Below are 25190 nucleotides of genomic sequence, written 5' to 3' on the forward strand. Positions count from 1 at the left end.
AGTTGTCGCCGAAACGGGGGATGGGCGAATATACTAGGGGAAAAGGGAGGCGTTGCGCTTCCCGTCCGCCCTTATCATCAGCGAGAATTCACCCTTATGGCGTCATCCCCAGAAAACCTCAGCATGGCCGTGTTTTGCGACTTCGAGAACGTCGCGCTTGGCGTGCGAGATGCAAATTACGAAAAATTCGATATCAAGCCCATCCTCGAACGCTTGCTGCTCAAGGGCAGCATCGTTGTCAAGAAGGCATATTGCGACTGGGACCGTTATAAAAGTTTCAAGGGCACCATGCACGAAGCGAATTTCGAGCTGATCGAAATTCCCCACGTGCGCCAGTCCGGCAAGAATTCGGCCGACATCCGCCTGGTGGTCGATGCGCTGGACCTGTGCTACACCAAGGCCCACGTCAACACCTTCGTCATCATCAGCGGCGATTCCGACTTTTCGCCGCTCGTGTCGAAACTGCGCGAAAACGCCAAGCAGGTGATCGGCGTGGGCGTCAAGCAGTCGACCTCCGACCTGCTGGTGGCCAACTGCGACGAATTCATTTTCTACGATGACCTGGTGCGCGAGAGCCACCGCACGGCCGCCAAGCGCGATGCGCGCGAAACCCCGGCCGCCAAGCGCTCGCCCGACGAAGAAGTGCGCCGCAAGGAAAAATACGAGTCGCGCAAGACGGAAGCGATCGAGATGGCCGTTGCCACCTTCGATGCGCTGGTCTCGGAGCGGGGCGACAGCGGCAAGATCTGGGCCTCGATGCTGAAAGAAGCGATCAAGCGCCGCAAGCCGGACTTCAGCGAGTCGTACTACGGTTTCCGCACCTTCGGCAACCTGCTGGAAGAAGCGCAGACGCGCGGCTTGCTGGAATTTGGCCGCGATGAAAAATCGGGCGCCTATGTCTACCGCAGCAGCGGCCTGGTGCCTGTCGCCGCGCCCGTGAACGGGGAAGCCGCCAGCGAAGCTATCGCCACCGGCGAGGCCGGCGCGGCGGCGGAAGAGGGCAATCATCGCGAAGGCGGCAGCCGCCGCGATTCGCGCCGCAATGGCCGCGGCGGCCGCAAGCAGAACGAACAACGCCGCGGCGAGTCCGTGCCACAGGCCTTCGTGCCGGTGGCCGACGCGGAAACAGTCGTCGAGCAGTATGCGCCGGCGCCGCAGCCGGAAGTACAGCACGAGGTGGCTGAAACGGTCGCCGAGGTGGTGGCGGAAGAAGGCAACGCCAAGCGCGGTTCGCGCCGCAATGGCCGTGGCGGCCGCAAGAATGGCGATGGCGCCCGCGAAGCGCGCGCCGAAGTTGTCGAAGTCGAGGTGGCGTCCGTGGTGGAAGCCATGCCTGAGCCGGTAGTTGAAGCGATCGTGGAAGCCGTCGCCGAAGCGAAGCCGAAGGCCAAGCCGCGCACGCCGGCCCGCAAGGCGGCAGCGGCGAAGAAGCCGGCCAAGAAGGCGGCTGAAGCCGTGGTCGAAACCATCGAGCCTGCTCCGGTCGAAGCGGCTGTCGTGGGCGAAGACAAGCCGGCCAAGGCGCCACGCAAGACGCCGGCGCGCCGCCCTGCACGCAAGAAGGCGGAAGAAGCTTGATTGAAACCCCAAAGCAAGAACTGGGGTCGGACCTTGAAGGTCTGACCCAGGCATTTTGCTGCGTTCCTGTCCACCCGGCTTAAGCCATGTACCACGGCGAACGCTTCAACAGCATTTCCCATACGGTGGGCGCCGCGCTGGCGGCCATCGGCGGCGTCATCCTGGTCGTCGTGGCGGCCCGCACGGGCGACCCGTGGAAAATCGTCAGCTGCAGCGTGTATGCGGCCATGCTGCTGACCTTGTACCTGACGTCCACCCTGTACCACAGCGTGCGCGGCAAGGCCAAGGCCGTGCTGCAGCGGCTCGACCACTGCGCCATTTACCTGCTCATCGCGGGCACCTACACGCCATTCATGCTGGTGACCCTGCGCGGGCCGTGGGGCTGGTCGCTGTTCGGCATCGTCTGGGGCCTGGCCCTGTTTGGCATCGTGCAGGAATATGTGTACGCGAAAGGCGCGCGCATCCTGTCGCTGGTGATTTACGTGGCCATGGGCTGGCTGATCGTCGTCGGCATCAAGCCGCTGCTGGCGGCGCTCGAGTGGAACGGCTTCCTGTGGCTGGTGGCGGGCGGCCTGTGCTACACGGGCGGCATCGCTTTCTATGCCACCGACCACAAGCTGCGCCATGGCCACGGCATCTGGCATCTGTTCGTGCTGGCCGGCAGTAGCTGCCATTTTGTCGCCATTTTGTTCTACGTTGCCTGACGTTGTTGCCTGCCCTCACTGTTGCCATGGTTCCATTATAATGGCGCGATATGTGAAGCGCAGGCAATAATAAGGCAACAATGGATATCACTTCGGACGACCTGAAAATCTTCGTCACCGTCATCGACAGCGGCACCCTGAGCGCGGCCGCCGTGCACCTGGGGCAAACCACGTCGGGCGTCAGCCGCGCCCTGTCGCGGCTGGAAGACAAGCTGGCCACCTCTTTGCTGACGCGCACCACGCGGCGCATGGAGCTGACGGAAGAAGGGCAGCTGTTCCTGGACAAGGCGCGCGCCATTCTCGCCTCGATGGAAGACGTGGAGGAATCGATCCGCATCCGCCGCCAGAAGCCGGCCGGGCGCCTGTCCGTCGATGCCGCCTCGCCCTTCATGCTCCATTGCGTGGTGCCGCACGTGGCCGAATTTCGCGCCATGTATCCGGACATCCGCCTGGAACTGACCAGCAACGACCAGATCGCCGACCTGCTCGAACACCGCACCGATATCGCCATCCGCATCGGCGCCCTGGTCGATTCGACCCTGCATGCGCGCGCCTTGACTGCCAGCCCGCTGCACGTGCTGGCCACGCCCGCCTACCTGGCGCGCCACGGCGAACCGGCCACGCCGGAACAGTTGTCCGGCCACGCGCTGCTGGGCTTTGCCCAGTACGACCTGGGCAACAACTGGCCGCTGCGCCACGAAGCGGGCAACAGCCTGCAGATCGTGCCCGCGCTGGCCGCCTCCAGCGGCGAAACCCTGCGCCAGCTGGCGCTGCACGACCAGGGCATCGTCTGCCTGTCCGACTTCATGACGAAGGACGACATCGCGGCCGGCCGCCTGGTGAAAGTGCTGCAGCCGTTCTATACGGGCTATCGCCAGCAGATTCACGCCGTCTATTACCGCAACACGCAGCTGGCGCAGCGCATCAGCTGCTTCCTCGAATTCCTGCAGCAGAAGCTGTAAGGCCCGCGCCGTATGTTCAGGACAGGACGCCGCTGTCCTGCATCGCCGTATGCAGCAGCGCTTCCACTTCGTGCGCGGGCAGCGGGTGGCTGAAGTAATAGCCTTGCGCCTCGTCGCAGCCATGGCGGCGCAGGTAATCTAGCTGCTCGGCCGTTTCCACGCCTTCGGCCACCACGCGCAGTTTCAGGTTGTGCGCCAGGGCGATGATGGAGACGACGATGGCCGCGTCGTCCGCGTCGCGCGCCACGTCGCCGACGAAACTGCGGTCGATCTTCAGCACGTCGATGGGGAAGGTGCGCAGGTAGGCGAAGCTGGAATAGCCGGTGCCGAAGTCGTCGATCGACAGCTGCACCCCCAGCGCCTTCATGTCATGCAGCTGGCTGACGGCCAGCGCCACGTCGTGCATGAACAGGCTTTCCGTCAGTTCCAGTTCCAGGCAGGCAGGCTGCAAGCCCGTTTCCAGCAGCACTTCGGCGATCGTGGCGACCAGGTTCGGTTCGTTGAACTGGCGCGCCGACAGGTTCACGGCGAGGCGCAAGGTATCGAGTCCCGCCGCATGCCAGCGTTTCACCTGCGCGCATGCTTCGCGCATGACCCAGGCGCCGATCGGCACGATCAGGCCCGTGTCTTCCGCCAGCGCGATGAAGCGCTGCGGCGCCACCATGCCCAGGTCCGGATGCTGCCAGCGCAGCAGCGCTTCCACCCCGACGATGCGCCCGCTGGCCAGGTCCACCTGCGGCTGGTAATGCAGCACGAACTGTTCGCGTTCTAGCGCGTTGCGCAGCGCCGTCTCGATGCGCAGGCGCTCCAGGGTGGCCTGGTTCATGGCCGTCGTATAGAACTTGATGTTGTTGCGGCCCTGTTTCTTGGCGCAGTACATGGCGATGTCGGCCTGCTCGATCAGGTTCTGCGTCTCGCCATTCAGGGTCACGTCGCCGGGCGCGTCGTAGCGCGAGATGTCGTAGACGGCCACGCCGATGCTGCAGGTGACGAAAAATTCCTTGCCATCCAACAATACCGGCTGGGCCACGGCATCCATCACGCGCTGCACGATGGCGCTGCTGAGCACTTCGTCCGCCTGTTCGCACAGGATGGCGACGAATTCGTCGCCCGACAGGCGCGCCACCGTATCGCTTTCGCGCAGGCTGGCCTGCAAGCGCGTGGCGATGGTTTTCAGCAGCAGGTCGCCAGCCTTGTGACCGAGGCTGTCGTTGACGAATTTGAACCGGTCGAGGTCGATCAACAGTACCCACAGCGCGCGGTTCTTGCGGCGCGACAGGGCCATCGCTTGCGCCAGGCGGTCGCGCAGCAGGGCGCGGTTGGGCAAGCCCGTCAGCACGTCGTGATGGGCGATGTGCTGGATTTGCTGCTCGGCCAGCTTGCGTTCCGTGATTTCGGAACCCGTGCCCCGGTAGCCGCGAAATTCACCGAGCTCGTTGAACAGCGGTTCGCCATTGATGCTGAACCAGCGCAGCTGGCCGTCGCGGTCGTGCATCGCATATTCGAGGTTGGAAAAGGGCAGGTGCGCTTCCAGGTTGGCGATATGCTGCTTGCCCCAGCGCGAATTGCGCATTTCCGGGTTGTTGTCCCAGCGCGTCATGCCGATGAAGCGTTCCAGCGGCATGTTCGACTTGTCCGTGAAGCCGCTGGTGATGTGGGTGAAGCAGAAGTTGGCATCCTGTTCCCAGTACCAGTCCGAGGACAGGGCCAGCAGGCGGCGGAAGCGCTTTTCGCTTTCCTGCAGGGCGCGCTCCGTGCGCTGGCGCGCCCGCACGTCGGCGCTGAGCAGCTCGTTGCTGCGCTTGAGGTCGGCCGTACGCTGCTCCACCAGCAGCTGCACGCGGCGCGAGCGCTGCGTCAGCGACTGCACGAAGGCGGCCGTCAGTGTGCTGAACAGCAAGCCCGTGATCAGGGTGAACAGGGAGCCCAGGTGGTCGGCCAGGAAGGGGCGCGGATGGGCCACCACGCGCACGTGCCAGGGCCGGCCGGCGGAAGCAAAGGCCCGGTCGTAATGGTTGTGATAGGCAAAGTGCAGCCAGCGGGGCAAGGATTCCCAGGCGCCGCCCCGTTCATCGGCGGGCGCCTGGCCATGCCGGAAGATCAATTGGCGCGGGTCGGCGCTGGCGTCCGCGTAGACGCTCAGTTCGAGCTGCGGGTCGCCCAGCAGATCGGCGCCGGCGAGGATTTTCTGCACCAGTTCCCCGGCCAGGATGACGGCCGCCGTATCGCCGATCAGCGCCGCGCGCCGCTGCTGCACCGTCTGCAGGGGCATGCCGTGGCGGTACACGGGATGCACCATGACGAAGCCTTGCTGCGGTCCCTGGGCCAGGGCCAGCAAGCCGGTGGCGGTGGTCTGGCCGCTGACGATCGCCTGTTCCAGCGCGCGCGCCAGCACGCCGTTCGGGCTGACGTTCAGCCCGAAGGCGGGGCCGTTGCCCTGCAAGGGTTCGAGGTAGTCCACCACCAGGTAGCTGGCGCGCGTCGTCGCGGGCACGACGACGCCATCGCGCATTTCCGTCATGGCGTAGTCGGGCACGATGCGCCGCAGCTCCGCTTCGAATGCCGCGCGCTGCGCATGCGGCACGACGCGGTGGAAATTGAAGGCCTGGATGAACGGGTGGCGCCGCAGCAGCGGCGTGGTGAAGTCGTGGAATTGTTCGCGCGTGACGGGCACGACGGCGGCAAACAGCTGGTTCGTCGTGGTCAGCACCTCGACCGCATCGTCGAGTCCCTGCTCGATGGCGGCCACCCTGGCGCCGGCGCGCTGTTGCAGGCTCAGGCTCATCTTGTCGTATTCGAGCTGGCTGATGGCGGCGAACAGCACGGCCGTCACGCTGACGCCGCAGGCAAAAGTCAGTGCGGCCGCGGCGGAAATCGACAATGGCAGGCGGCCACGCAGCATGGTTTTTCCTATCTCACTTCATGGACACTTGGGTTCGGCGGCGCCTGCCGGCCCCACGCAGGCCGTAGTTTGTCATAAACCACATCCAGCATGCTGATTTTGCACCAAAACACTGCAAATAAGCAACAATATCTATGGCCGGGGAAGGCGACTTTCAGTCGCTGCCCGCGCCTGACTGGCGGCGCAAACGCCACAATTGCCATGCCGGCAGCCAGCGGTTCAGGAATGCCAGACCGGCCATCCGGCGCCAGCGCACCAGGCGCACCACGCGCATGGCGCGCCCATCGCCGCTGTGACCCTGCTCAGGCTTGGCGGCGAAGACGATGCGGTTATTGCCGGCGATGCCGTCGAAGTGGCAGACGGCGCCGCGGAAGGTGAGCATCAGCCGCGCCAGCATGGCGGGGTAGTGCTCGTCATAACTGAACAGGTTGGCCACCAGCACGCCGCCGGGCAGCAGGGCGCGCAGGCAGTCCGCATAGAAGCGCGCACTGCCGAGGGCGGGCGGCAAGCCCGTTTCGTCGTAGCCGTCGAGCAGCAGCACGTCGGCACAGCCCGGATGCTGGCGGATGTAGCTGACGGCATCCGTCTCGATGATGCGCAGGCGCGCGTCGTCGGGCGGCAGCATGAACTGCTCGCGCAGGGCGATCACGTCGGCGCGCAGTTCCAGCACCGTGATGCGCGTGTCGGGCAGGTGGCGGTGGCAGAATTTCAGCAGCGAACCGCCGCCCAGTCCCACCATCAGGATGTGCCGCGGGCGCGGCACGAACAGGGTAAAGCACATCATGGCGCGCGCATAGCGCAGCAGCAGATGGTCGGGGCGCGACAGCAGCATTTCGCTCTGGATCATGCCCGGCTGGAATTCCAGGCGGCGCCGGTCGCCACAGGTATGCACCTGCGGGGCAAGTGGGGTGGTGCTTCTGCTTTCCGGCATGGGACGACTTCGCTGAGTAGGCTGGGGGAGATGCTTTGTTGCATTCAGAGAAATCTGATAAGCTCCCGTGAGCATACCCGATTAATCCGCGCCGAGCATGCGTATATCTACGGCGCGCGGCGGCACGGCCGCGCAGTCGGGCACCATGGAGACAAGCATGTTTTTGGATCACCCCATCATTACGGCGACGAACAGTTTTACGGAGCCTGACCGCATCGAGCGGCTGACGCGCGTGTATGGCTACGCGGCGGCGCTGGCCGACCAGGCCGCCAATGTCGGATTCATTGAAAAAGTGGCGCAGATTCACGACCACAAGGGCACCCTCATCGTGTTCTGGCACGAGGCACCCAACGAAGTGGAAAAGCAGTATTTCGTGCAGGCGTGGGCCAGCAAGATCGGCGACGGCAGCACCAATGTCGAACACGAAATCTGACCTGGCGCGCCGCGCCTGCGCATCGATAGCGTAGCCCATGGATATCAAGACCCTGGTACTGGCCCTGGCGCTCGGCAACCTGAGCCTGTGCGCGGCCCTGTTCTTCTTCGAGTACGAGCGCAAGAAGTCGCTCAGCATGTCCACCTGGGCGGTGGCCAAGCAATGCCAGGCCGTGGCCTGGTGCCTGCTGTATTTCCGCGGCGTGCTGCCCGATTTCCTGTCCATCCTGCTCGGCAACAGCCTGCTGTTTGCCGGCATGGCGCTCGATGCGGGCGCGCTGTGGCAGGCGGCCGGGCGCAGCGGCTGGCGCCGCACCGTGCTGCCGGCGCTGGGCCTGTCGGTGGCGCTGTTTGCCGCCTGCTACCTGTTCGACGTGGCGCCGCTGTTGCGCAGCGCCGGCGGTTCGCTGATCGTGGCCGGTTTCTTCCTCTCCGGCGTGGCCGCCCTGTGCCTGAAGTGGCGCGAGGCGAGCATGCTGCGCCGCTTCCTCGTCGTCAGCATGGGCATCCTGTCGCTGCTGATCGCCGCGCGCGGCGTGCTGGCCGCCGCCGTCCCCGGTTTTGACGCGGAGCTGATGCAACTGGCCGGCTTCGGCGCCCTGTACCTGATGATGCTGACGAACGCCTTCGGCTATCTGCTGCTGTCGCGTGAAAAACTGGGCGGCGAGCTGGCGCGCCTGGAAGTGCTTGATGCGGCCACGGGCGTGCCGAACCGGCGCGGCTTTTATCAGGCTCTGGCGCCATGGATGGCGCTGGCGCGCCGGCCCGGTTTGCCGACGGCGCTGGTGGTGCTCAATATCGACCACTTCAAAAGAGTCAACGACAGCTATGGCCATCCCGTGGGCGATGCGGTGCTGAAAACCATCGTCGACACGTGCCGCCAGCAGTTGCGCGACAGTGACCTGATGGGCCGCCTGGGCGGCGCCGAATTCGCCATCCAGCTGCCGCGCACGACCCTGGTCGATGCGCTGATGGTGGCCGAGCGCATCCGCGCCGCCGTCGAAGCGCTGCCCGTCAAGACGGAGCGCGCCGTGCTGCAGCTGACGGCCAGCCTGGGCGTGACCACCATCCGCGCCGAAGACAGCACCGTCAGCCTGTTCAAGCGGGCCGACGAGGCGCTGCAGGCGGCCAAGCAGGCGGGCCGCAACAGGGTAGTGGAAGCGCAGGGCGCCGGCACCCTGGACGTATAAGCCAGCTTATTTCTTGCGCGAGCCCAGCCAGCTCGGTTCCTTGCCGCATTCCTTGGGCAGGAACAGGGCATCGAGGCCCGGATCGCAGCGCCGGTCGGGCGCTTTCATCGGCTCGACGGTGAGCCATTCACTTTTGGGCAGTATCTTTTCTTCGCGTGGCGCCACGGGCGGCGCGGGCGGCAGGCTGTCTTGCCAGCGTGACTCTGACGCTGTTGCAGGCGCGGGTGCAGTGGCCCAGTCCGCGTCAACTTGCGCGGCGTCCGCTGGCGGCGTGTCCGCGTGCGCGGCGGCGCACAACAAGCTGCCCGTGAGGAAGAACGCGCGCATGGCTGTGCTGTTTAGGAAATCATGGTTTGTCCTTGGTCGGTTCCGGGAAGGCGGACCCTGCATTATGACGGCAGCCGGAAGCAAAAAGACAAGGAAATTGCAACGGCATGTTACCAAAGGAACTATAGTTGCTGGTATCAGGCAGGTGCACTGCGGCAAGGTGATTGAATGGTGACCCAGGCGCGGGGCTTCGTCACCGGAACATGTGCATTCCCTAACTTTCATTTAAGCTAGGCAAGTTATGCTGTGGCATGCACGCCGGGCTATGCTTGGTCAATCCGCACCGCTGTTCCCCTTTTTTACTCTTGCCAGGCCCATATGAAAATACTTAAATCCCTGCCTGTATGGCCGCTTGCCGCCCCGCTTGCCGGCTGGCTGTTCCTGTTCGGTTCCACCTTCGATGTCGGCGGTGCCTACCAGATCCTGCTGGTCGCTGGCCTGATCGGCAGCGTGCTGGCCGCCGTGTACCACGCGGAAGTGGTGGCGCACCGCATCGGCGAACCGTACGGTACCCTGGTGCTGGCGCTGGCCGTGACCCTGATCGAGGTGGCGCTGATCGTCTCGCTGATGCTGGCCGGCGGACCGGAAACGACGGGCCTGGCGCGCGATACCGTGTTTGCCGCCATCATGATCATCCTGAACGGCATCGTCGGCATCTGCCTGCTGCTGGGCGCCGGGCGCCACCGCGAACAGACCTTCGGCCTGCTGGGCGTGAGCGCTTCGCTGGCCACCCTGGCGGCCATCGCCATTCTGACCCTGGTGCTGCCGAACTACACGTCGAGCGCCGCCGGCCCGTACTACAATTCGAGCCAGCTGATCTTCATCGCCGTCATCTCGCTCGTCCTGTACGGCACCTTCGTGCTGGTGCAGACCGTGCGCCACCGCGATTATTTCCTGCCCAAGGAAGCCGTCGGCGACGAGGAGGTGCATGCTGCGCCGCCCACGCCCGCCGTCGCCTGGATCAGCGCCGGTGCGCTGCTGGTGTGCCTGGGCGCCGTGGTGCTGCTGGCCAAGTCGCTGGCGCCCGCGCTGGAGACGGCGATTGCCGCCATGGGCGCGCCGAAAACCCTGGTCGGCATCGTCATCGCCGCCATCGTGCTGTTGCCAGAAGGCCTGGCCGCCGTGCGCGCCGCGCGCGCAAACCGTTTGCAAACAAGCTTGAACCTGGCGCTCGGCTCCGCGCTGGCCAGCATCGGCCTGACGATACCCGCCGTGGTCGTGGTGTCGCTGGCCACGGGCCTGACGATTACCCTGGGACTCGATATCAAGTCGACGGTGCTGTTGCTGCTGTCGCTGATGGTGGCTACCCTGTCGCTGGGTACGGGCCGCACCACGGTCATGCAGGGCACGGTGCACCTTGTGATTTTCGCCGTGTATTTATTTACCACCATCGTGCCGTAGAACACCTGTCAAAACCTACTGCGCGTCGGAATCTGTGGTCTGCGATGCTCACTGTACTTTCGTACAGTTGCGCTTCTCAACCACAACTTCCTTCCGCTCGCTACGGTTTTGTCAGACGTTCTTAAACGTCACCGCTACGCGCCGTTTTGTCACAATCCTGTCACGCCGCTGTCATACGATGGGGGTAGTGTGGTAGGATTTTTAAATCGTTTAAATGATTTATATAGTTTAGCAACTGAGTTCGCCAACTTTTCCAGTTGGCATTGCAATGACAAGACAAGAGGCCAGTATGTATGCAGCGGTGGACCTGGGGTCCAACAGTTTTCGTTTACACGTCGGCAAGCATGATGGCGACACGATCCGCGTGGTCAAGAGCGTGCGCGACCCGATACGTCTGGCCGCCGGCCTGGACGCCAATGGCGACCTGACCGATGCGGCCATGCAGGGCGCGCTGGCCTGCCTGCAGCGCTTTCGCGCCATCCTCGCGGGCTTCGAACTCGATGCCGTGCGCGTGGTGGCCACGTCGGCCATGCGCGTGGCGCGCAACGGCGCCGTCTTCCTGCCGCTGGCCGAGCAAGCCATCGGCTACCCGATCGAGATCATCTCGGGCGAGGAAGAGGGGCGCTTGATCTACATGGGCGTGGCCAATGCGCTGGCCATACCCGGCGAGCGCCGGCTGGTGATGGATATCGGCGGCGGCTCGACGGAACTGATACTGGGGCGCGGCAACGATATCGAGCGGGTCGAGTCGTTCAGCCTGGGCACCGTCAAGCAAAGCCTGTCGTTCTTCATCGGCGGGCGCATCGACGCGCCGTCGTTCGAGGCGGCCATTTTGTCGGCGCGCAGTCATTTCGAGGATGCCGCGCCGCCATACCATCCGCAGCACTGGAAGACGGCCTACGGCTCTTCCGGCACCATCCGCACCATCGCCGACATCATCGCCCGCAACAAGCTCGGCGACGGCATGCTCACGAGCGCCAGCCTCGACGCGCTGGCGCGCCGCTTCATCGAACTCGGTCACACGAGCCGCATCGACATGCCCGGCTTGCGGCCCGACCGCGCCAGCACCATCGTCGGCGGCCTGGCCATCTTGATCGGCCTGTTCCGCGAACTGGCCATTCCCGCCATGACGCCGATCGAGGCGGGCTTGCGCATGGGCGTGATGTGGGATTTGTACCTGCGTTCGACCAAGCGCGACCGCCGCGAGCAGTCGGTGCAGGGCTGCATGGAGAAATTCCATATCGACCAGCAGCGCGCCGGCAGGGTGGCGGAGCAGGCGCTGGCCATGTACGCGCAGCTCAAGCCCACGTCCGACGCCCTGGTGAAATCCCTGCGCTGGAGCAGCCTGCTGCACGAAGTGGGCCTGGCCGTGTCGCAGACGGGCTACCACAAGCATGCCTCCTACATCGTGGAAAACGCGGACTTGCCCGGTTTTACCACGCGCGAACAGAAGACCATGAGCCGGCTGATCCTGGCGCAGAAGGGCAATTTGCGCAAGATCGGCGAAGTGCTGTCCGACCCCGATTTCGCCAAGGCCGTGCTGGCGCTGCGCCTGTCGATCCTGCTCATGCATGCGCGCATCGAAGCCGATTTCAGCGAACTGCGCCTGCGCATGAAGAACCGCATCGAGCTCGATATCAAGCGCGGCTGGGTGGCGCACCATCCGACCGTGTCGTTCTGGATCGAGAAGGAGCAGGAGTTCTGGGACGAGGTGGGGGTCGATTTCACCATCCGCGCCAGCGCGTAAGGGGACATTGGGTCATGCCATTGCACGACTTGATGTGTGGCAAGCAAGTTTTCAAAAAACAGTATATATTGTTTATATTATTTACTAGATTGGAAAATCCATGAGCAAAACCGTCCCGGCGAAAAAAGCCGACACCGCGCCCGTTTCGATGTTCCCCACCAGCGCCTCGATCAACGCGGCAGCGGCCAAGGCCGCACCGGCCGCCAAGCCGGCAGTGAAGCCTGCCGCTAAGCCCGCAGCCAAGCCGGTGGCCGCCAAACCGGCCGCAGCGAAGCCGGCAGCAGCGAAGCCTGCCGCCGCCAAGGCGCCAGCCGCCAAGCCGGCGGCCAAGGCCGTCGTCGCCAAGCCAGCCGCCAAGCCGGTCGCCAAGCCGGTCGCCAAGGCGGCAGTGAAAGCCGTTGCCAAGCCAGCGGCCAAGATTGCCGCCAAGCCCGCCGCCGCCAAGCCGGCAGCGAAAGCCGCCGTCAAACCGGTGGCCAAACCAGTCGCCAAGCCTGCGGCAGTGAAAAAAGCGCCGGCCGCCAAGGTCGCCGCCGTCAAGGAAAAAGCCCGCAAGCCGAAACTGGTGCGCGACAGCTTCACCATGCCGGAAGCGGAATACGAAGTCCTGGGCCAGGTGAAGAAAGCCTGCCTGAAGGCCGGTTTCGAGATCAAGAAAAGCGAATTGCTGCGCATCGGCGTGGCGCTGATCAGCCAGATCGACCTGGCCACCCTGCAAAACGTGCTGGCCGGCTTGCCGCAGCTGAAAACGGGCCGTCCGAAGAAGGATTGATGGCGCGGGCAGGGGCCGCCCCCTGCCTGGCCGTTCTGGTTTACCATGGGGGCCTGTGAAAGTTCCCCCATGGTTGCCATGTCAGAAGATACAGAGATCGAACGCGCCGGCTTCGTCGAGCGCGCCATCGTCCGCCACCAGGCGGGCGTTGCTACCCCCGCCATCGACCACGTCGCCGAGGAAATCCCCGTCGCGCTGGTCTTCAATGGCATTTCCCACGTCGTCATGATGGCCACGCCGCGCGACCTGGAAGCGTTTGCCTACGGCTTCGCACTGACGGAAGGCGTGGTCGCTTCCGCCGATGCCATCTTCGATTGCGAAGTGTTCCTGCGTGCCGACTCCGCCGAAGTGGCGTTGCGCATCGCCCAGGAAGATTTCGTGCGCCTGAAGGACCGGCGCCGCCAGCTGACGGGCCGCACGGGCTGCGGCGTGTGCGGCATCGACAGCATCGACATGCTCGACTTGCTGCCCGCAGTGCTGCCGCCATCCCTGATCCGCGTCGACCTGCCCACCGCGCTGGCGCGTGCCTCCGCCGGCTTGCGCGAGCACCAGACGCTGATGCGGGAAACGGGCGGCGTGCACGCGGCCGCGTGGTGCACGCCCGATGGCGATATCGTGCACGTGTTCGAGGATGTCGGCCGCCACAACGGCCTCGATAAACTGATCGGCCACCTTGCGCTGCACGGTATCGACATGCGGCGCGGCTTCGTCTTCCTGTCCAGCCGCGGCAGCTACGAGCTGGCGCGCAAGGCGGCGCGCATGCAGATTCCCTTGCTGGCGACGATCTCCGCCCCCAGTTCGCTGGCCATTGCCATCGCCACGCAGGCGGGCATGAAGCTGGCGGGTTTCTGCCGCCAGGATGCCTACGTCGATTACACGCCCGGCGTTACCTTGTAGCTTCCGCTGCGTTCCAGCAGCACGGGCACGGACTTCGACGTGGGCGTGCCGGCGCCGTCGGCCGTGCTGGCCAGCGGTACCAGCGCGTTCGTCTCGGGGTAATATGCGCCCAGGCAGCCGCGCGGGATGTCGTAGGCGACGAGACGGAAGCCGTCGGCGCGGCGCGCCACGCCATCGTCCCAGGCGCCGATCAGGTCCACCAGCTCGCCATCGGCAAAGCCCAGCATGGCGATATCGTCCGCATTGGCGAAGACGACCTTGCGCGTGCCGTACACGCCCCGGTAGCGGTCATCCATGCCGTAGATGGTGGTGTTGTACTGGTCGTGCGAGCGCGTGCTCATCAGGACCATCAGGCGCTTGCCATGGCGCGCTCTAGCACGGTGCAACGGCGTATCGAGGTCCAGCGGGGCGACGAGGAAGCTGGCCTTGCCGCTGGCCGTCTTCCACACGCGTTCGCGCGAAGCCACCGTCAGATGAAAGCCGCCCGGCTGCGCCACCCTGGCGTTGTAGTCGTAAAAGTCGTCAAACACCTTTTCGATGTCGTCGCGGATGCGCGCATAGTCGGCCGCATACGCGCGCCAGTCGACCAGGCTGTTGCCCACCGTTGCTTCCGCCATGCCGGCCACGATGGCCACTTCCGAGCGCAGCTGCGGCGAAGCGGGCGCATTGCGGCCGTACGAGATATGCACCATGCTCATCGAGTCTTCCACCGTCACGCCCTGCGCCACGCCGCCTTGCACGTCGATTTCCGTGCGCCCCAGGGTGGGCAGCAGCAGCGCTTCCTTGCCGATGACCAGGTGGCTGCGATTGAGCTTGGTGGCCACCTGCACCGTCAGCGCGCACTGGCGCAGGGAGGCAAAAGTCAGCGGCGTGTCGGGCGTGGCGGCCGCGAAATTGCCGCCCAGCGCGATGAATACCTTGACGTCGCCGCGCTGCATGGCTGCGATGGTGGCCACCACGTCGTGGCCGTGCGCGCGCGGTGGATTGAAGCCATACACCTGGCCCAGGCGGTCGAGGAAGGCCGCCGTCGGTTTTTCCTCGATGCCCACCGTGCGGTCGCCCTGCACGTTCGAGTGGCCGCGCACGGGACACAGGCCGGCGCCCGGCTTGCCGATCTGCCCGCGCAGCATCATCAGGTTCGACAGCATGCGGATGGCCGCCACGCTGTGCTTGTGCTGCGTCAGGCCCATGCCCCAGGTGGCGATGATGCGCTGGCCTTTGATGACAATGTCCGTCAATGCCTCGATCTGCGAACGGTTCACGCCCGATTCTGCCACGAGCAGTTGCCAATTCTCTGCGCGCAGATCGTCGCGGAAGGCGCCGAAACCGCTGCAGTGTTCAGCGATGAAGGCATGGTCGATGACGGCGGGCCTGCCTGCCGCCTGCGCCGCATCGTCATGCTCGACGACGCGCTTGGCGACGGCCTTGATCAGGGCGAAGTCGCCGCCCAGCGTCGGTTGCACGAACAGGCCGGCCAGGCGCGTGCTGCCCAGGGTCGCCATTTCCAGCGCGCTTTGCGGGTCCATGAAGCGCTGCAAGCCCCGTTCGCGCAGGGGATTGATGGAGACGATGCTGCCGCCGCGGCGCGCGCAGTCGCGCAGTTCGCCCAGCATGCGCGGGTGGTTGGTGGCGGGATTCTGGCCGAAGATGAGGATGGTGTCGGCCAGTGCGAAGTCGGCCAGGGTCACCGTGCCCTTGCCGATGCCCACGGTGGCCGGCAAGCCGCGGCTGGTCGCCTCGTGGCACATGTTGGAGCAGTCGGGGAAGTTGTTCGTGCCGTACAGGCGCGCCATCAACTGGTACAGAAAGGCGGCCTCGTTGCTGGCACGGCCCGACGTGTAGAAGGCGGCCTGGTTCTGGTCGGGCAGGGCGCGCAGGTGGCGGCCCACGAGGGCATAGGCGTCATCCCAGGAGATCGGCACGTAGCGGTCGCTGGCAGCGTCGTACACCATCGGTTCCGTCAAACGGCCGTGCTGTTCGAGCGCGTAGTCCGATTGCTCCAGCAGCTGCGTGACGGTATGGCTGGCAAACAGCTCGGGGCCGGCGCGGCGGCTGGTCGCTTCGGCGGCGACGGCCTTGGCGCCGTTTTCGCAAAACGCAAACGTGGAAGCGTGGTTGCGGTCGGGCCAGGCGCAGCCGGGGCAATCGAAACCGTCCGGCTGGTTTTGCGCCAGCAGCGCCTTCAGATTCTCGGGCGCGACCCTTTCCTGGCGTAGGCTGATGGCCACGTGTTTCAGGGCGTCCCAGCCGGCGGCCGGCTTGGTGTAGGGCGTGATGTGCGGTGCGTCCTGGTCTTTCATGGGCTCTTTCGGCTGGGCGAGTGTGGTAATTATGCACGATCCCCGAATGACATTGACTTGCGTCACGGAAATGACATTCGGCTGTCATTTTCCTGACATATTAGGCAAGTACGCTGGAGTCGTCTTGATCACAGGGATGAAACCATGCAAAACATAATCGCATCAAACGAAGCCAAGGCCCGTCCGGTCCAACTGGTGCTGAGCCAGGCCACGACATCGGCGGAATTGCGCGAAGTGCAGCGTTTGCGTTACAAGGTGTTTATCGAGACCATGGGGCTGACGTCGCTGGCCAACGCCGATGGCCTCGACAGCGATGAATTCGACGCGCACTGCGATCACCTGATCGTGCGCGACGCCGACACCCTGAAAGTGGTGGGCACCTACCGCGTGCTGAGCGCGGCCAAGGCGGCCAAGATCGGCCGGCTGTATTCGGAAAACGAGTTCGACCTGAGCCGCCTGAAGAACCTGCGCGGACGCATGGTCGAAGCGGGCCGCGCCTGCATCCACCCGAAATACCGGGGCGGCAGCGTGATCATGCTGCTGTGGTCGGGCCTGGCCGAGTACATGCGCCGCGAGCGCTGCGACTACCTGGTCGGCTGCGCCAGCATCAGCCTGGCCGATGGCGGCCATAACGCCGTCGCCGTGTACCAGGCACTGGCCGAAAAGCACATGGCCCCAAGCGAATACCGCGTCACGCCGCATCTGCCTTTCCCCATCCACCAGGTGGAAGCGGCGCACAAGCCGCAAGTGCCGCCGCTGATCAAGGGCTACCTGCGTTCGGGTGCGTGGATTTGCGGCGAACCGGCGTGGGATCCTGATTTCGAAAGCGCCGACATGTTCATGATGATGCCGCTGGCGAATCTGGACGAACGCTATGCGCGCCATTACGGGGTGGTGCCTGGCTGATAGCGGGGAATGATGCCTGCAGCTGGCCGGCCAGCGCCTGCACGGCGCTGCGCAAGCCGGTGTCCGGGCTGTCGTATGGCAGCAGTTCAAGCAGGAAGCGCAGCGGCGCCGTGATCGTTTCGGGTTCGCCGATGCTGCCGTGGCGCCGCACGGCGTCGTGGTACAGAGCCAGGAAAGCAGCGCGCGCGGGCGCGTCGAAAGGCTGGCCGTCCGGCACCTGCCACAGGGCCGCCAGCAGGGCGGCGCGCACGGGGGCGCCGGCGTCGATGGCGCGGTGTTCGTCCGCGTGGCGCTGGCGCGCATAGGCGATGGCGTCGTGCAGCAAGTCGCCCAGCTGCGGATCGAGCGCGCGCCAGGTGCCGCTGTCGCCATGGGCTTTCAGCAGCAGGGTCCCCGCCAGCACTTGAAAAATCAGGTCGCAGTCGGCCACGCCGGTGCGCCGCCGCGCTTCTTCCAGCGCGGCCAGGCAGGCATCCGTCATGGCGCGCAGGGCCGGTGCGCCGGAGTTTCCGTCGCGGCAGGCCAGGCGCGCCTGCAAGGCCCAGTAGCGTCCCAGCAGGGCCAGGCGCTGTGCCGTGGGCGCCAGCGCCACCAGCAGGTCGACATGCTGTTTTCCATCCTGCAGCAACTGGCGTCCCTGCGCCATATCGGGCACGGCCGGCACCTCGATGCCGGCGCCCGCATCGAGGCCGCACAGGGCCGCGCCCTGGCGTATTTCCAGTTCCGCCCAGTGCGCCAGCGCGCGCAATCCCACCTTGCCGTCGGCCGCGCTGTGCGCCGCCCGGTAGTGTTCGATGGCGCGCAGGGTGTTCTCCAGTCCCCCCAGGCCGGCGCGCGTGGCGGCCATGTTTTCGCGGATGTCGGCGCAGCCGAAGAAGCGCGCACGCACGGCTTCCTCGATGCTGCCCAGCTTTTCCTCGATGGCCGCGCGGCGCGCAGGATCGGCGCCCGCCAGGCGCGCGTGCAGGGTTTCCAGGTCGGCCAGCAAATGGCCGTGGTAGTGGTAGTCGGGCGCTTGCCAGGGCCGGCTCTGGGTGTTCGGAAAGCGGTAGCGGTCGTCGCCATACGCCTGGTAGGCGCCCCAGGTGTTCGAGGCCGGGAACTGCAGGTAGGCCGCCTCGCGCGCCAGGCGCACGGCGTCGCCGAAATATTCGCCGCTCAGCATGGCGTGATAAAAGCTGTGCGCGAAGATGCTGGCCGCCTGGTCGTCGATGCGCCAGCCGGCCGCGATCACGGCTTGCGAACCCATTTCAATGAAGGCCGTGGCCAGGCTGGCGGCCAGTTTCGACCACGGCGCGATGGCGTCCGGGCGCATGTCGCCCAGGTGGCAGCAATTGATGAAGACGAATTGCGGCACGCGCTTCAATTTACCCACCTGCGCCGCCGTCAGCCGCGTCTTCGGTCCCAGCACCAGGCCCGTATGGGCGATGCCGGGGCCGGCCACTTCGCCGTGGCCGGCCAGGTGGATGGCGAAATAGCGCTCGTCGAACAGGTGCACGAGCACGCGCTGGGCCTGCGGGCGCAGCAGCTCGCGCACCTGGTAGCCGTACGTGCCGAACATGTGCGCCACGTCCTGCGCCTCGGCCTGCGCGGCGGGCAGCTCGGGCAGGCCGGAATCGGTGTCGCCGATCACCAGCACGCTGTTGCTGGGCGGGCTGACGGCGGACGGCTGCTCGCGCAGGCTGGCCAGCTGGCGCACCATGCCGATGCGGGTCGACAGCGGGCTTTCCTCGCTGCCCGCCTCGTCGCGCATCAGTTCCCACGGATAGATGGCGGCGCTCTGGTCGACGGCCAGGATCAGGCCGCGCATTTCGGGGATGGCTGCCTTCAGGCCATTGGGCAGCATCAGTTCGTACAGGGCGCGCGACAGGCCCGGTTGGTCGGTGGTGTTGTCGGTGGCATCCATGATCAGGCCATCGACGGCTTGCCGCTGGTTCGGTTCCTCGTCGACGCTGTTGTGGGCGCGGTCCGTCAGCACGGTGAAACGCAGGGCGCCGGAGAGATCGGCGGCGACGATCTGCACGCGGCGCCAGCCATTGTCGCCGCTCAGGCTGGGCAGGATGCGCCGGTAGCCGCCGGGGCTGTGGCGGATGCGCCGCTCGAACGTGAAGCTGCCCTGGTAGCGTGCTTCTGCCATGATCTGCTCGATGGCCACGGCGGCGGCGATGGCGCGCGCCTCGGATTGTTCATAGATGGCGATGTGGCCGATGCGGCACGCCATGCCCGCGTCTTCGAGGCGCCGGTTGGCGCTGCGCGCGCCGTCGATCAGGGCCCGCGCGCACAGGGCGATGCTCAAGCCGCCGTAGCCGGAACCGGACAGCAGGCTGGCCACGCGCAAGCCGTGTTCGCCCATCGGCGGCGCGGCCACGTGGCCGGCGGCGCGCACCTGCAGGCAGACGCACGCGTATTCGAGCAGGCCGCCGGCAAAGGCACGCGCCAGTTCGCCCGGCGTCAGTTCGCCCAGCGCGCCCAGGCCGATGACGATGGCGCCGCCGGGACGGCGCGCCGCATCGGGCTGCAATACCACGAGGGCGGAGTCGGGGCGTTGCGGAAAGCGGCCCAGCGCGTGGATTTCCTGCAGCTTGCCCGCCAGCAGGCGGTCGAGAAAACTCATGCTGCCGCGCAGCGATTCGGACGCGTAGCAGCCGCTCATGACGGGCGCGTCGGCCGAGGCCATGCTGCCGTGGATGACGGATAGGCTCAGCCGCGGCGCGCGGCTTTCCGGCGCGCTGGCCGGGCCGGCGGCGCCGATGGCCGCGTCGAGCAATTCCTGCGGCTGCGGGTACAGCGGCGTCGCCTCGGGCACGTACGGATGGAAGCGGGGCGGGGCGCCGCCGGGCGCGTGCGGCGGGTGGCGCGGCAGGGCGGCGGCATGGCCGTTGTCGAGCAGCTGCGCGATGGCCGGGTAGGTTTCCTTTTGCAGCAGCAGATCGCCATGCGCCACGGGCAGGTAGCAGGCCGCCACGCCGTCGGGCACCGCGCCTTGCCAGGCCGTGCGGCCATCGCCGTCCGGCGACCAGGCCGTCTCGATGCCGCCGTTGCGCAGACGCAGCGCCACCGGCGTGGCGGCGCTGCCCGCCAGGTAGCTGCAAAGGCGGGCCTCGAGCGGGGCCGTTTCCAGCAAGGCGACGGTGGCGCGCGCCGCCGCCAGCGCTTGGGCCTCGGGCGCCTGCCAGCCGCCGGGCAGGTTCGCTTGCGCGTCGCCGACGGCCAGCTGCACCCATGTATTGGCGTCGAAATAATCGACACCGCCTGCCGCCTGCGGCCACGGCAGCATGTCCAGCACGCCGGGAAAGGCGCGCACGAAGCCGAGAAACTGGCGCCGCGTGTGCTTCCAGCCTATCCAGCAGGCCAGCATCTGCACCAGCCGGTCGCGCCCCAGCAGCACTTGCACCATCGCCTGCGTGCCGCGGTTGGCCGTGCCCACCTGCAGCAATCGGCTGCCGGGCAGGGCGCCGAAGCGCTGCCAGCGGTCTTTCAGCGCCAGGCGCGCCACCAGCCCGCCCATGCTGTGGGCAACGATGCGCAACGGTTGGCCGCGCTGTTCCGCGTCGCGCATGGCGTCGTCGAGCACGGGCAGGAAGGCGCGGCACGACTCTTGCAGCGACAAGCGCCAGTCATAGGTAAAGGGCCGCACTTCCTGGCTTTGCGCGAGAAAGCGGGCAAACGGTTCATAGCAGGACTCGATCCAGCCGGCGCTGACGATGTGCGGCTGGCCCACTGCCAGGCGTTCGATGCGCCCTTCGACCAGGTTGACTGGGTCGAACCAGATGCGGTTGCTGCCCACTTGTAGATGGCTGCCCATGATGTCGGGCAACAGCAGCACGATGGGCGCGTGCGCACGCCGTTTCGGCACTTCGCCGCCGCGCGCCAGCGGGCCGTGCTCGATGCCGGGCAGCGGCTGGTAGGCTGCCTCGTCGCCGGTGAGCGCCTGCACGGCGGCCGCGCTGGACGGCGCGCGCTCGAAGTAGTTCAGGTGGTGCGTGTGCGGCCCGCGCAGCAGCAATTGCCGCACCGGCGTGCTGCGCGTGGCGCCGCCGGCCATCGAGGCGCAATTGACCACCAGGTCGTTCTGCCCGCCGTACAGCTGGTCGCCGAGGCAGTCGCCCAGCCAGCCCAGCAAGCCATCGCCGCTGCAGGCGCCGGCCAGCACGTGCAGCGGACTGGACACGCGCACGTCGGGCGCGTTGAGCAGCGCCACCAGCGGCGAGTCGGGCATCATCGCTTCCAGGCCGGGCAGGATGCGCGCGTCGCAGCGCTGCTGCACCACGGCCAGCAGGAAGGCCATGGCGCCATCGGGAACGCCGCCGTGCAGCAGCAGGTTGAACATCACGCTGGCCCAGCGGTCGAGGCGGCCCGACATCAGGGTGGTGCCGCGCGCCGGGCAAGCCACGCGCACGAAGCGGGCGATGCGGATGGCGCGCGTCTTCAGTTCCACGCTGAGCGCGCGCAGGCGCGCCGCATCCTCGTCGTAGCCGCCGCGTCCGCCCAGCCGCGCCTGCGCCGTGAAATGTTCGATATCGTGGCTGTTGAACGCTTCGCCGCCCACGGTGTTTTCGCTCAACCGCTCGAGGCCGTCGCCGGCCAGGTCGACGGCGCCGCGGCTGTCGATGCGCTGCGCGCGCGCCAGCAATTCGCCCACCAGGCCGCCGCGCGAATGGGCCAGCAGGTGCAGCACGGCGCCGTGCGGCAGCTGGCGCACGAGGGCCAGCGCATTCTCGATGGGGCTGTCGCTGAGGCTGCGGTGCTCATAGCCGTAGATGCGGTTGCCGTACTGCGCCGCCAGTTGCGGTGCCAGGCCGTTGCGCCACAGGCCGCCAAAGCTGCGCTGGGTCGACGAGGCCGTGCCGTGCAACAGCAGCATTGCCGGTTCCGGCCCGGCGGGCAGGCTGGCGACGGCCGTCATGCTGCCTGCCTCGATGCCGCAGCGGTACAGGCCCAGGCGCTGTTCCAGCTGGCGGTCCTGGAAGGCGCCCGCCGCCGCCAGCGCCGTCATGGCGGCGGCGCCGCAGCGGTACACGCGCACGGCCCGCAGCATCCAGGCGCCCAGGCCGTCGCGGCTGGCGCCGGGCGGCTGGCGCGCCGCCTGCGGGCGCAGGGCCAGCCCCACTTCGATGCTGGCGGGCGCACCGTCGCGCGCCACCGTGGCCGGCCCCAGGTAGCGTGGCAGGTCGAGGCTGCCCGCCAGCAGCGAGCTGCCGTCGCACAGCAGCAGTTGCGCCACATCGTCCGGACCGATGTCAAGCATGGTGCGGCAACTGCCAATGCCGCGCGCGCTGGACAGCACGTGGGTTTCGGCGTGCCAGCCGGGCGCGGCGGGGCAGTCGCCGGCGCTGGCGAGGGGATCGCGCGTGAGCGTCAGGCGCAGCACGGGCGGCGCAAGGGGATCGCTGGACATGCGGTTGGGATCGCTGGTTAAAAGCTGACCTTGATGCCTGCGGGGACTATGCGTGTTGTGTCAGATCAAGTTTGAGTGGAAATGCAGGGGGGGGAGAAGCCGGGAGGGCTGGAGCGGCAGGGCAGAGAAACGGTCAGCATGGTTTGGGCTGGGTCTCTTCGCTATCGTGCTCGGATGTTGTGCGGTGAGCGAACTACGCGAATTGTATGGCAAAAGTTCATTGCGCCGGGAGCCTGGGGTACCTGGCATGGCATTACAACAGCGGGCAAATTAATGGACTGGCGTGGCGGACAGTTCCTTCAGTTCGCGGATGGTGATGTCCGATTTTTCATGCATGCGCAATAAAATCGTTGCACCGACCGACAGTTTGCCGTGTCGAATCTTGCTGATGATGGGAGGCTGAACTTCCAGGACACGGCACAATTCCGCATCATTTTTCAAGTTCAACTTCTCGATCAAGGTATCGAGCAGCTTGTTGGGGACAAAACTCGATGGTTCGAGCGCACGCGCCCGGTTCATCGCTTCAATCATTTCCAGCTTCTTTTGCCGAACGTTCATTTACTCCTCCTTCAGGTTATGCAAGGGACGAGACCACTGTATGCGGTCCCGGCTAAAGTTCGTCATCGCAGTACGGCTGTCTGAGGTGACGTGACAACATGCGCGTTACAACATTGATAACCAGGCAAGTGTTTTCAATAATACTACGATAACAAAACTTGTGACAGATGGTCAGTTAAATTAACTGATTGTTTGATCAATTTGGCTGACCGTTGTTGTATTTTGTAAGCCGCTTTTCGTTAGAATCATGGTCCGGTCCGCCATTTCAGCGGCGGCCAGCGAATGCGTGACCATGATGGCGCAACTGCCGTTGGCCTTGATTTCGGCGCGCAGCAATTGCAGGATGCTGTGCGCCGTGTCAGGGTCGAGGTTGCCGGTCGGCTCATCGGCCAACACCAGCGCCGGTTTGTGCACGAGCGCGCGGGCAATGGCCACGCGCTGCATTTCGCCGCCCGACAACTGCTGCGGAAAGTCGCCGCCGCGTCCGCCCAGACCGACGGCTTCGAGCATGCTGGCGGCACGCTCCTGGGGCAGTCCGTTGAGCAGTAGCGGCAGGGCCACGTTTTGCAGCAGGGTCAGGTGCGGCAAGACGTGGAAGGCCTGGAAAATAAAGCCCATGCGGGCGCGACGCAGCCGGGTCGCGGCGGCGTCATCGAGGCTGGACATGGCAATGCCGTCCACCAGGATAGGGTGCGCTTCGGCACCCGCATCGGGCGTATCGAGGCCGGCGATCAGGTTCAGCAAGGTCGACTTGCCCACGCCCGAATCGCCCATGATGGCGATGAATTCCCCGGCCTTGAAGCGGCAGGAAATGTTGGCCAGCACGGGACGGGCATTGGCATAGGACTTCGACAGATGGCGCAATTCGAGCATGGTGTTAACGGCTATCGTAAAGGGAGGCACGCGGGGGAGAGGGGGGCCTGGGAACTGCAATGGCGCGCGGATTGTTTGGCCGGCAATGTGTAGTATACGACAGGCTTATGCTTTTTGCTTGGTAATACCAATGTTGTGTGCACGCTGCCGGTTTGACCTTAAGTTACCTGCCGCACGGCTGGCTTATGCGGATTCCGCTATGATGGAAAAAAGTCATCGGCAAGGCGCCTGCAAACCGCTATGGCAGGGGCGGCGCGCCCGGTGGCTGACCGTGCAAGCCCTTCGTGAACCTAACATTGACGACGCCAGCCCATGACCATGCCACTTGCGCAACAGCAGTCCAATTTGTATCCCGCCAGCAACGCAGAAGCGGCCAGCGCCACTCCTGCCACGATAGCCGAGATTAGCAGCGGCCTCCTGGCGCGCGATGCCTGGACGTCGCCCAAATACCTGTACGACGCGCTCGGTTCGAAACTGTTCGAAGCCATCTGCGCCTTGCCCGAGTACTATCCGACGCGCACGGAAGCGGCCATCTTCGCCCGCCACGGCGCCGAGATCGCCCACGCCGTGGGGCCGGGCAGCACCCTGATCGACCTGGGCGCGGGCAATTGCGCCAAGGCCGCCAGCCTGTTCCCTTTGTTGCACCCGGCACAGTATGTGGCCGTGGATATTTCCTACAATTTCCTCAGTGAATCGCTGAGCCGGCTGCAGCAGCGCTTTCCGCACATCGAGATGACGGGCCTGGGCCTGGATTTCTCCAGCCGCCTGGACTTGCCCGACAGCGTGCGCGACGCGCGGCGCCTGTTCTTCTACCCCGGCTCGTCGATCGGCAATTTTGCGCCTGAGCAAGCGACCGCCTTTTTGCGCCGCCTGCGCGCGAATGCGGACGGCGATGGCGGCCTGCTGATCGGCGTCGACCTGATCAAGGATGACGCCATCCTCGACGCCGCCTATGACGATGCGCTGGGCGTCACGGCCGCCTTCAACCTGAACATGCTGCGCCACGTGAACGGCCTGATCGGCGCCGACTTCGACGTGCGTGCGTGGCAGCACCACGGCTTTTTCAACGCCGACGAGCGCCGCGTCGAAATGCACCTGGAGGCGCGCAGCGAGCAGCTTGTGCATTGGAAAGGCGGCCAGCGGCGCTTTGCGAAAGGCGAGCGCATCCATACAGAAGACAGCTACAAATACACGCGCGCCACCTTCGTCGGCTTGCTGGAGCAGGCCGGGTTTTCCACTGTGCAGGTCTGGACGGACCCGCAGCAGTGGTTTGCCGTCATCTACGCGCGGGTTATCAGGGATTAAGAAACAG

18 protein-coding genes are annotated in these 25190 nt (G+C 65.7%); 11 read left to right on the forward strand and 7 right to left on the reverse strand.

Translation table 11 applies throughout. The features are described 5' to 3' along the window. Positions 1-96 precede the first annotated feature (96 nt). The 3 genes from ACQ4WO_RS13975 to ACQ4WO_RS13985 all read left to right on the forward strand — a co-directional run bounded on the left by ACQ4WO_RS13975 (position 97) and on the right by ACQ4WO_RS13985 (position 3244). Positions 97-1578 carry an NYN domain-containing protein gene (locus tag ACQ4WO_RS13975; RefSeq protein ID WP_436481973.1) on the forward strand — a complete coding sequence of 494 codons (1482 nt, stop codon included), beginning with the start codon at positions 97-99 and terminating at the stop codon, positions 1576-1578. 86 nt (positions 1579-1664) lie between these two features. Further along, entirely contained in the window at positions 1665-2282 is a 618-nt protein-coding gene (trhA, locus tag ACQ4WO_RS13980; RefSeq protein WP_436481974.1) for a PAQR family membrane homeostasis protein TrhA, read from the forward strand. Between the two features lie 80 nt (positions 2283-2362). Beyond that, positions 2363-3244, forward strand: coding sequence for a LysR substrate-binding domain-containing protein (locus ACQ4WO_RS13985; protein ID WP_436481975.1), 882 nt, complete (start codon positions 2363-2365; stop codon positions 3242-3244). A gap of 16 nt (positions 3245-3260) precedes the next feature. On the opposite strand, the gene ACQ4WO_RS13990 is transcribed toward ACQ4WO_RS13985, so the two are convergent. Together ACQ4WO_RS13990 and ACQ4WO_RS13995 are read right to left on the reverse strand one after the other, a co-directional pair. Continuing rightward, on the reverse strand, positions 3261-6146 hold the full coding sequence (locus tag ACQ4WO_RS13990) for a bifunctional diguanylate cyclase/phosphodiesterase (protein WP_436481976.1): 2886 nt from the start codon (positions 6144-6146) through the stop codon (positions 3261-3263). A gap of 154 nt (positions 6147-6300) precedes the next feature. Then, positions 6301-7077 (reverse strand): spermine/spermidine synthase domain-containing protein, encoded by a 777-nt coding sequence (locus tag ACQ4WO_RS13995; RefSeq protein ID WP_436481977.1) that lies wholly within the window; start codon positions 7075-7077, stop codon positions 6301-6303. A 157-nt stretch (positions 7078-7234) separates the two neighbouring features. Between ACQ4WO_RS13995 and ACQ4WO_RS14000 the strand changes: the two genes are divergently transcribed. After that, a complete protein-coding gene (locus ACQ4WO_RS14000) occupies positions 7235-7510 on the forward strand; it encodes a hypothetical protein (protein ID WP_139092464.1) in 276 nt (91 codons plus the stop codon). A gap of 37 nt (positions 7511-7547) precedes the next feature. Then, a complete protein-coding gene (locus ACQ4WO_RS14005; RefSeq protein WP_436481978.1) occupies positions 7548-8699 on the forward strand; it encodes a GGDEF domain-containing protein in 1152 nt (383 codons plus the stop codon). A 6-nt stretch (positions 8700-8705) separates the two neighbouring features. On the opposite strand, the gene ACQ4WO_RS14010 is transcribed toward ACQ4WO_RS14005, so the two are convergent. Continuing rightward, positions 8706-9026, reverse strand: coding sequence for a hypothetical protein (locus ACQ4WO_RS14010; RefSeq protein ID WP_436481979.1), 321 nt, complete (start codon positions 9024-9026; stop codon positions 8706-8708). 318 nt (positions 9027-9344) lie between these two features. On the opposite strand from ACQ4WO_RS14010, the gene ACQ4WO_RS14015 reads away from it, so the two are divergent. From ACQ4WO_RS14015 to fdhD, 4 genes are all read left to right on the forward strand, one after another. Next, on the forward strand, positions 9345-10427 hold the full coding sequence (locus ACQ4WO_RS14015; protein ID WP_128139721.1) for a calcium:cation antiporter: 1083 nt from the start codon (positions 9345-9347) through the stop codon (positions 10425-10427). A 289-nt stretch (positions 10428-10716) separates the two neighbouring features. After that, complete coding sequence (locus tag ACQ4WO_RS14020; protein ID WP_436482050.1) at positions 10717-12174, forward strand: Ppx/GppA phosphatase family protein; 1458 nt, start codon at positions 10717-10719, stop codon at positions 12172-12174. Between the two features lie 100 nt (positions 12175-12274). Continuing rightward, a complete protein-coding gene (locus tag ACQ4WO_RS14025) occupies positions 12275-12946 on the forward strand; it encodes a hypothetical protein (protein ID WP_436481980.1) in 672 nt (223 codons plus the stop codon). Between the two features lie 78 nt (positions 12947-13024). Then, a complete protein-coding gene (gene fdhD, locus ACQ4WO_RS14030) occupies positions 13025-13843 on the forward strand; it encodes a formate dehydrogenase accessory sulfurtransferase FdhD (protein WP_436481981.1) in 819 nt (272 codons plus the stop codon). Here fdhD and ACQ4WO_RS14035 read toward each other — a convergent pair. Beyond that, positions 13819-16143, reverse strand: a complete 2325-nt coding sequence (locus ACQ4WO_RS14035) for an FdhF/YdeP family oxidoreductase (RefSeq protein WP_436481982.1) — start codon at positions 16141-16143, stop codon at positions 13819-13821. The two genes, fdhD and ACQ4WO_RS14035, sit on opposite strands and share 25 nt — an antisense overlap. A gap of 144 nt (positions 16144-16287) precedes the next feature. On the opposite strand from ACQ4WO_RS14035, the gene ACQ4WO_RS14040 reads away from it, so the two are divergent. Then, positions 16288-17049, forward strand: a complete 762-nt coding sequence (locus tag ACQ4WO_RS14040) for a GNAT family N-acetyltransferase (RefSeq protein WP_436481983.1) — start codon at positions 16288-16290, stop codon at positions 17047-17049. Here the strand turns inward: ACQ4WO_RS14040 and ACQ4WO_RS14045 are convergent. The 3 genes from ACQ4WO_RS14045 to ACQ4WO_RS14055 form a co-directional block, all read right to left on the reverse strand. Next, positions 16982-22447, reverse strand: a complete 5466-nt coding sequence (locus tag ACQ4WO_RS14045; protein ID WP_436481984.1) for a DUF7379 domain-containing protein — start codon at positions 22445-22447, stop codon at positions 16982-16984. The genes ACQ4WO_RS14040 and ACQ4WO_RS14045 overlap by 68 nt on opposite strands. A 270-nt stretch (positions 22448-22717) precedes the next feature. Continuing rightward, complete coding sequence (locus ACQ4WO_RS14050; protein ID WP_034757399.1) at positions 22718-23005, reverse strand: hypothetical protein; 288 nt, start codon at positions 23003-23005, stop codon at positions 22718-22720. A gap of 180 nt (positions 23006-23185) precedes the next feature. Continuing rightward, positions 23186-23878: an ABC transporter ATP-binding protein gene (locus ACQ4WO_RS14055; protein WP_436481985.1), complete on the reverse strand. Its 693-nt coding sequence runs from the start codon at positions 23876-23878 to the stop codon at positions 23186-23188. A 312-nt stretch (positions 23879-24190) separates the two neighbouring features. On the opposite strand from ACQ4WO_RS14055, the gene egtD reads away from it, so the two are divergent. Then, positions 24191-25183, forward strand: a complete 993-nt coding sequence (egtD, locus tag ACQ4WO_RS14060; protein ID WP_436481986.1) for an L-histidine N(alpha)-methyltransferase — start codon at positions 24191-24193, stop codon at positions 25181-25183. Positions 25184-25190: the final 7 nt, after the last annotated feature.

The organism is Janthinobacterium aestuarii, assembly GCF_051380835.1.
GTDB lineage: Bacteria > Pseudomonadota > Gammaproteobacteria > Burkholderiales > Burkholderiaceae_D > Janthinobacterium > Janthinobacterium aestuarii.

Bases quoted from the DNA above. Each gene is read 5' to 3' on its own strand.
- egtD (WP_436481986.1), top strand. From the start codon at position 24,191: ATGACCATGCCACTTGCGCAACAGCAGTCCAATTTGTATCCCGCCAGC.
- ACQ4WO_RS14010 (WP_436481979.1), bottom strand. From the start codon at position 9,026: ATGCGCGCGTTCTTCCTCACGGGCAGCTTGTTGTGCGCCGCCGCGCAC.
- ACQ4WO_RS13985 (WP_436481975.1), top strand. From the start codon at position 2,363: ATGGATATCACTTCGGACGACCTGAAAATCTTCGTCACCGTCATCGAC.
- ACQ4WO_RS14020 (WP_436482050.1), top strand. From the start codon at position 10,717: ATGTATGCAGCGGTGGACCTGGGGTCCAACAGTTTTCGTTTACACGTC.
- ACQ4WO_RS14015 (WP_128139721.1), top strand. From the start codon at position 9,345: ATGAAAATACTTAAATCCCTGCCTGTATGGCCGCTTGCCGCCCCGCTT.
- ACQ4WO_RS13990 (WP_436481976.1), bottom strand. From the start codon at position 6,146: ATGCTGCGTGGCCGCCTGCCATTGTCGATTTCCGCCGCGGCCGCACTG.
- ACQ4WO_RS14025 (WP_436481980.1), top strand. From the start codon at position 12,275: ATGAGCAAAACCGTCCCGGCGAAAAAAGCCGACACCGCGCCCGTTTCG.
- ACQ4WO_RS14050 (WP_034757399.1), bottom strand. From the start codon at position 23,005: ATGAACGTTCGGCAAAAGAAGCTGGAAATGATTGAAGCGATGAACCGG.
- ACQ4WO_RS14000 (WP_139092464.1), top strand. From the start codon at position 7,235: ATGTTTTTGGATCACCCCATCATTACGGCGACGAACAGTTTTACGGAG.
- trhA (WP_436481974.1), top strand. From the start codon at position 1,665: ATGTACCACGGCGAACGCTTCAACAGCATTTCCCATACGGTGGGCGCC.
- ACQ4WO_RS13975 (WP_436481973.1), top strand. From the start codon at position 97: ATGGCGTCATCCCCAGAAAACCTCAGCATGGCCGTGTTTTGCGACTTC.
- ACQ4WO_RS14035 (WP_436481982.1), bottom strand. From the start codon at position 16,143: ATGAAAGACCAGGACGCACCGCACATCACGCCCTACACCAAGCCGGCC.
- ACQ4WO_RS14005 (WP_436481978.1), top strand. From the start codon at position 7,548: ATGGATATCAAGACCCTGGTACTGGCCCTGGCGCTCGGCAACCTGAGC.
- ACQ4WO_RS14045 (WP_436481984.1), bottom strand. From the start codon at position 22,447: ATGTCCAGCGATCCCCTTGCGCCGCCCGTGCTGCGCCTGACGCTCACG.
- fdhD (WP_436481981.1), top strand. From the start codon at position 13,025: ATGTCAGAAGATACAGAGATCGAACGCGCCGGCTTCGTCGAGCGCGCC.
- ACQ4WO_RS14040 (WP_436481983.1), top strand. From the start codon at position 16,288: ATGCAAAACATAATCGCATCAAACGAAGCCAAGGCCCGTCCGGTCCAA.
- ACQ4WO_RS14055 (WP_436481985.1), bottom strand. From the start codon at position 23,878: ATGCTCGAATTGCGCCATCTGTCGAAGTCCTATGCCAATGCCCGTCCC.
- ACQ4WO_RS13995 (WP_436481977.1), bottom strand. From the start codon at position 7,077: ATGCCGGAAAGCAGAAGCACCACCCCACTTGCCCCGCAGGTGCATACC.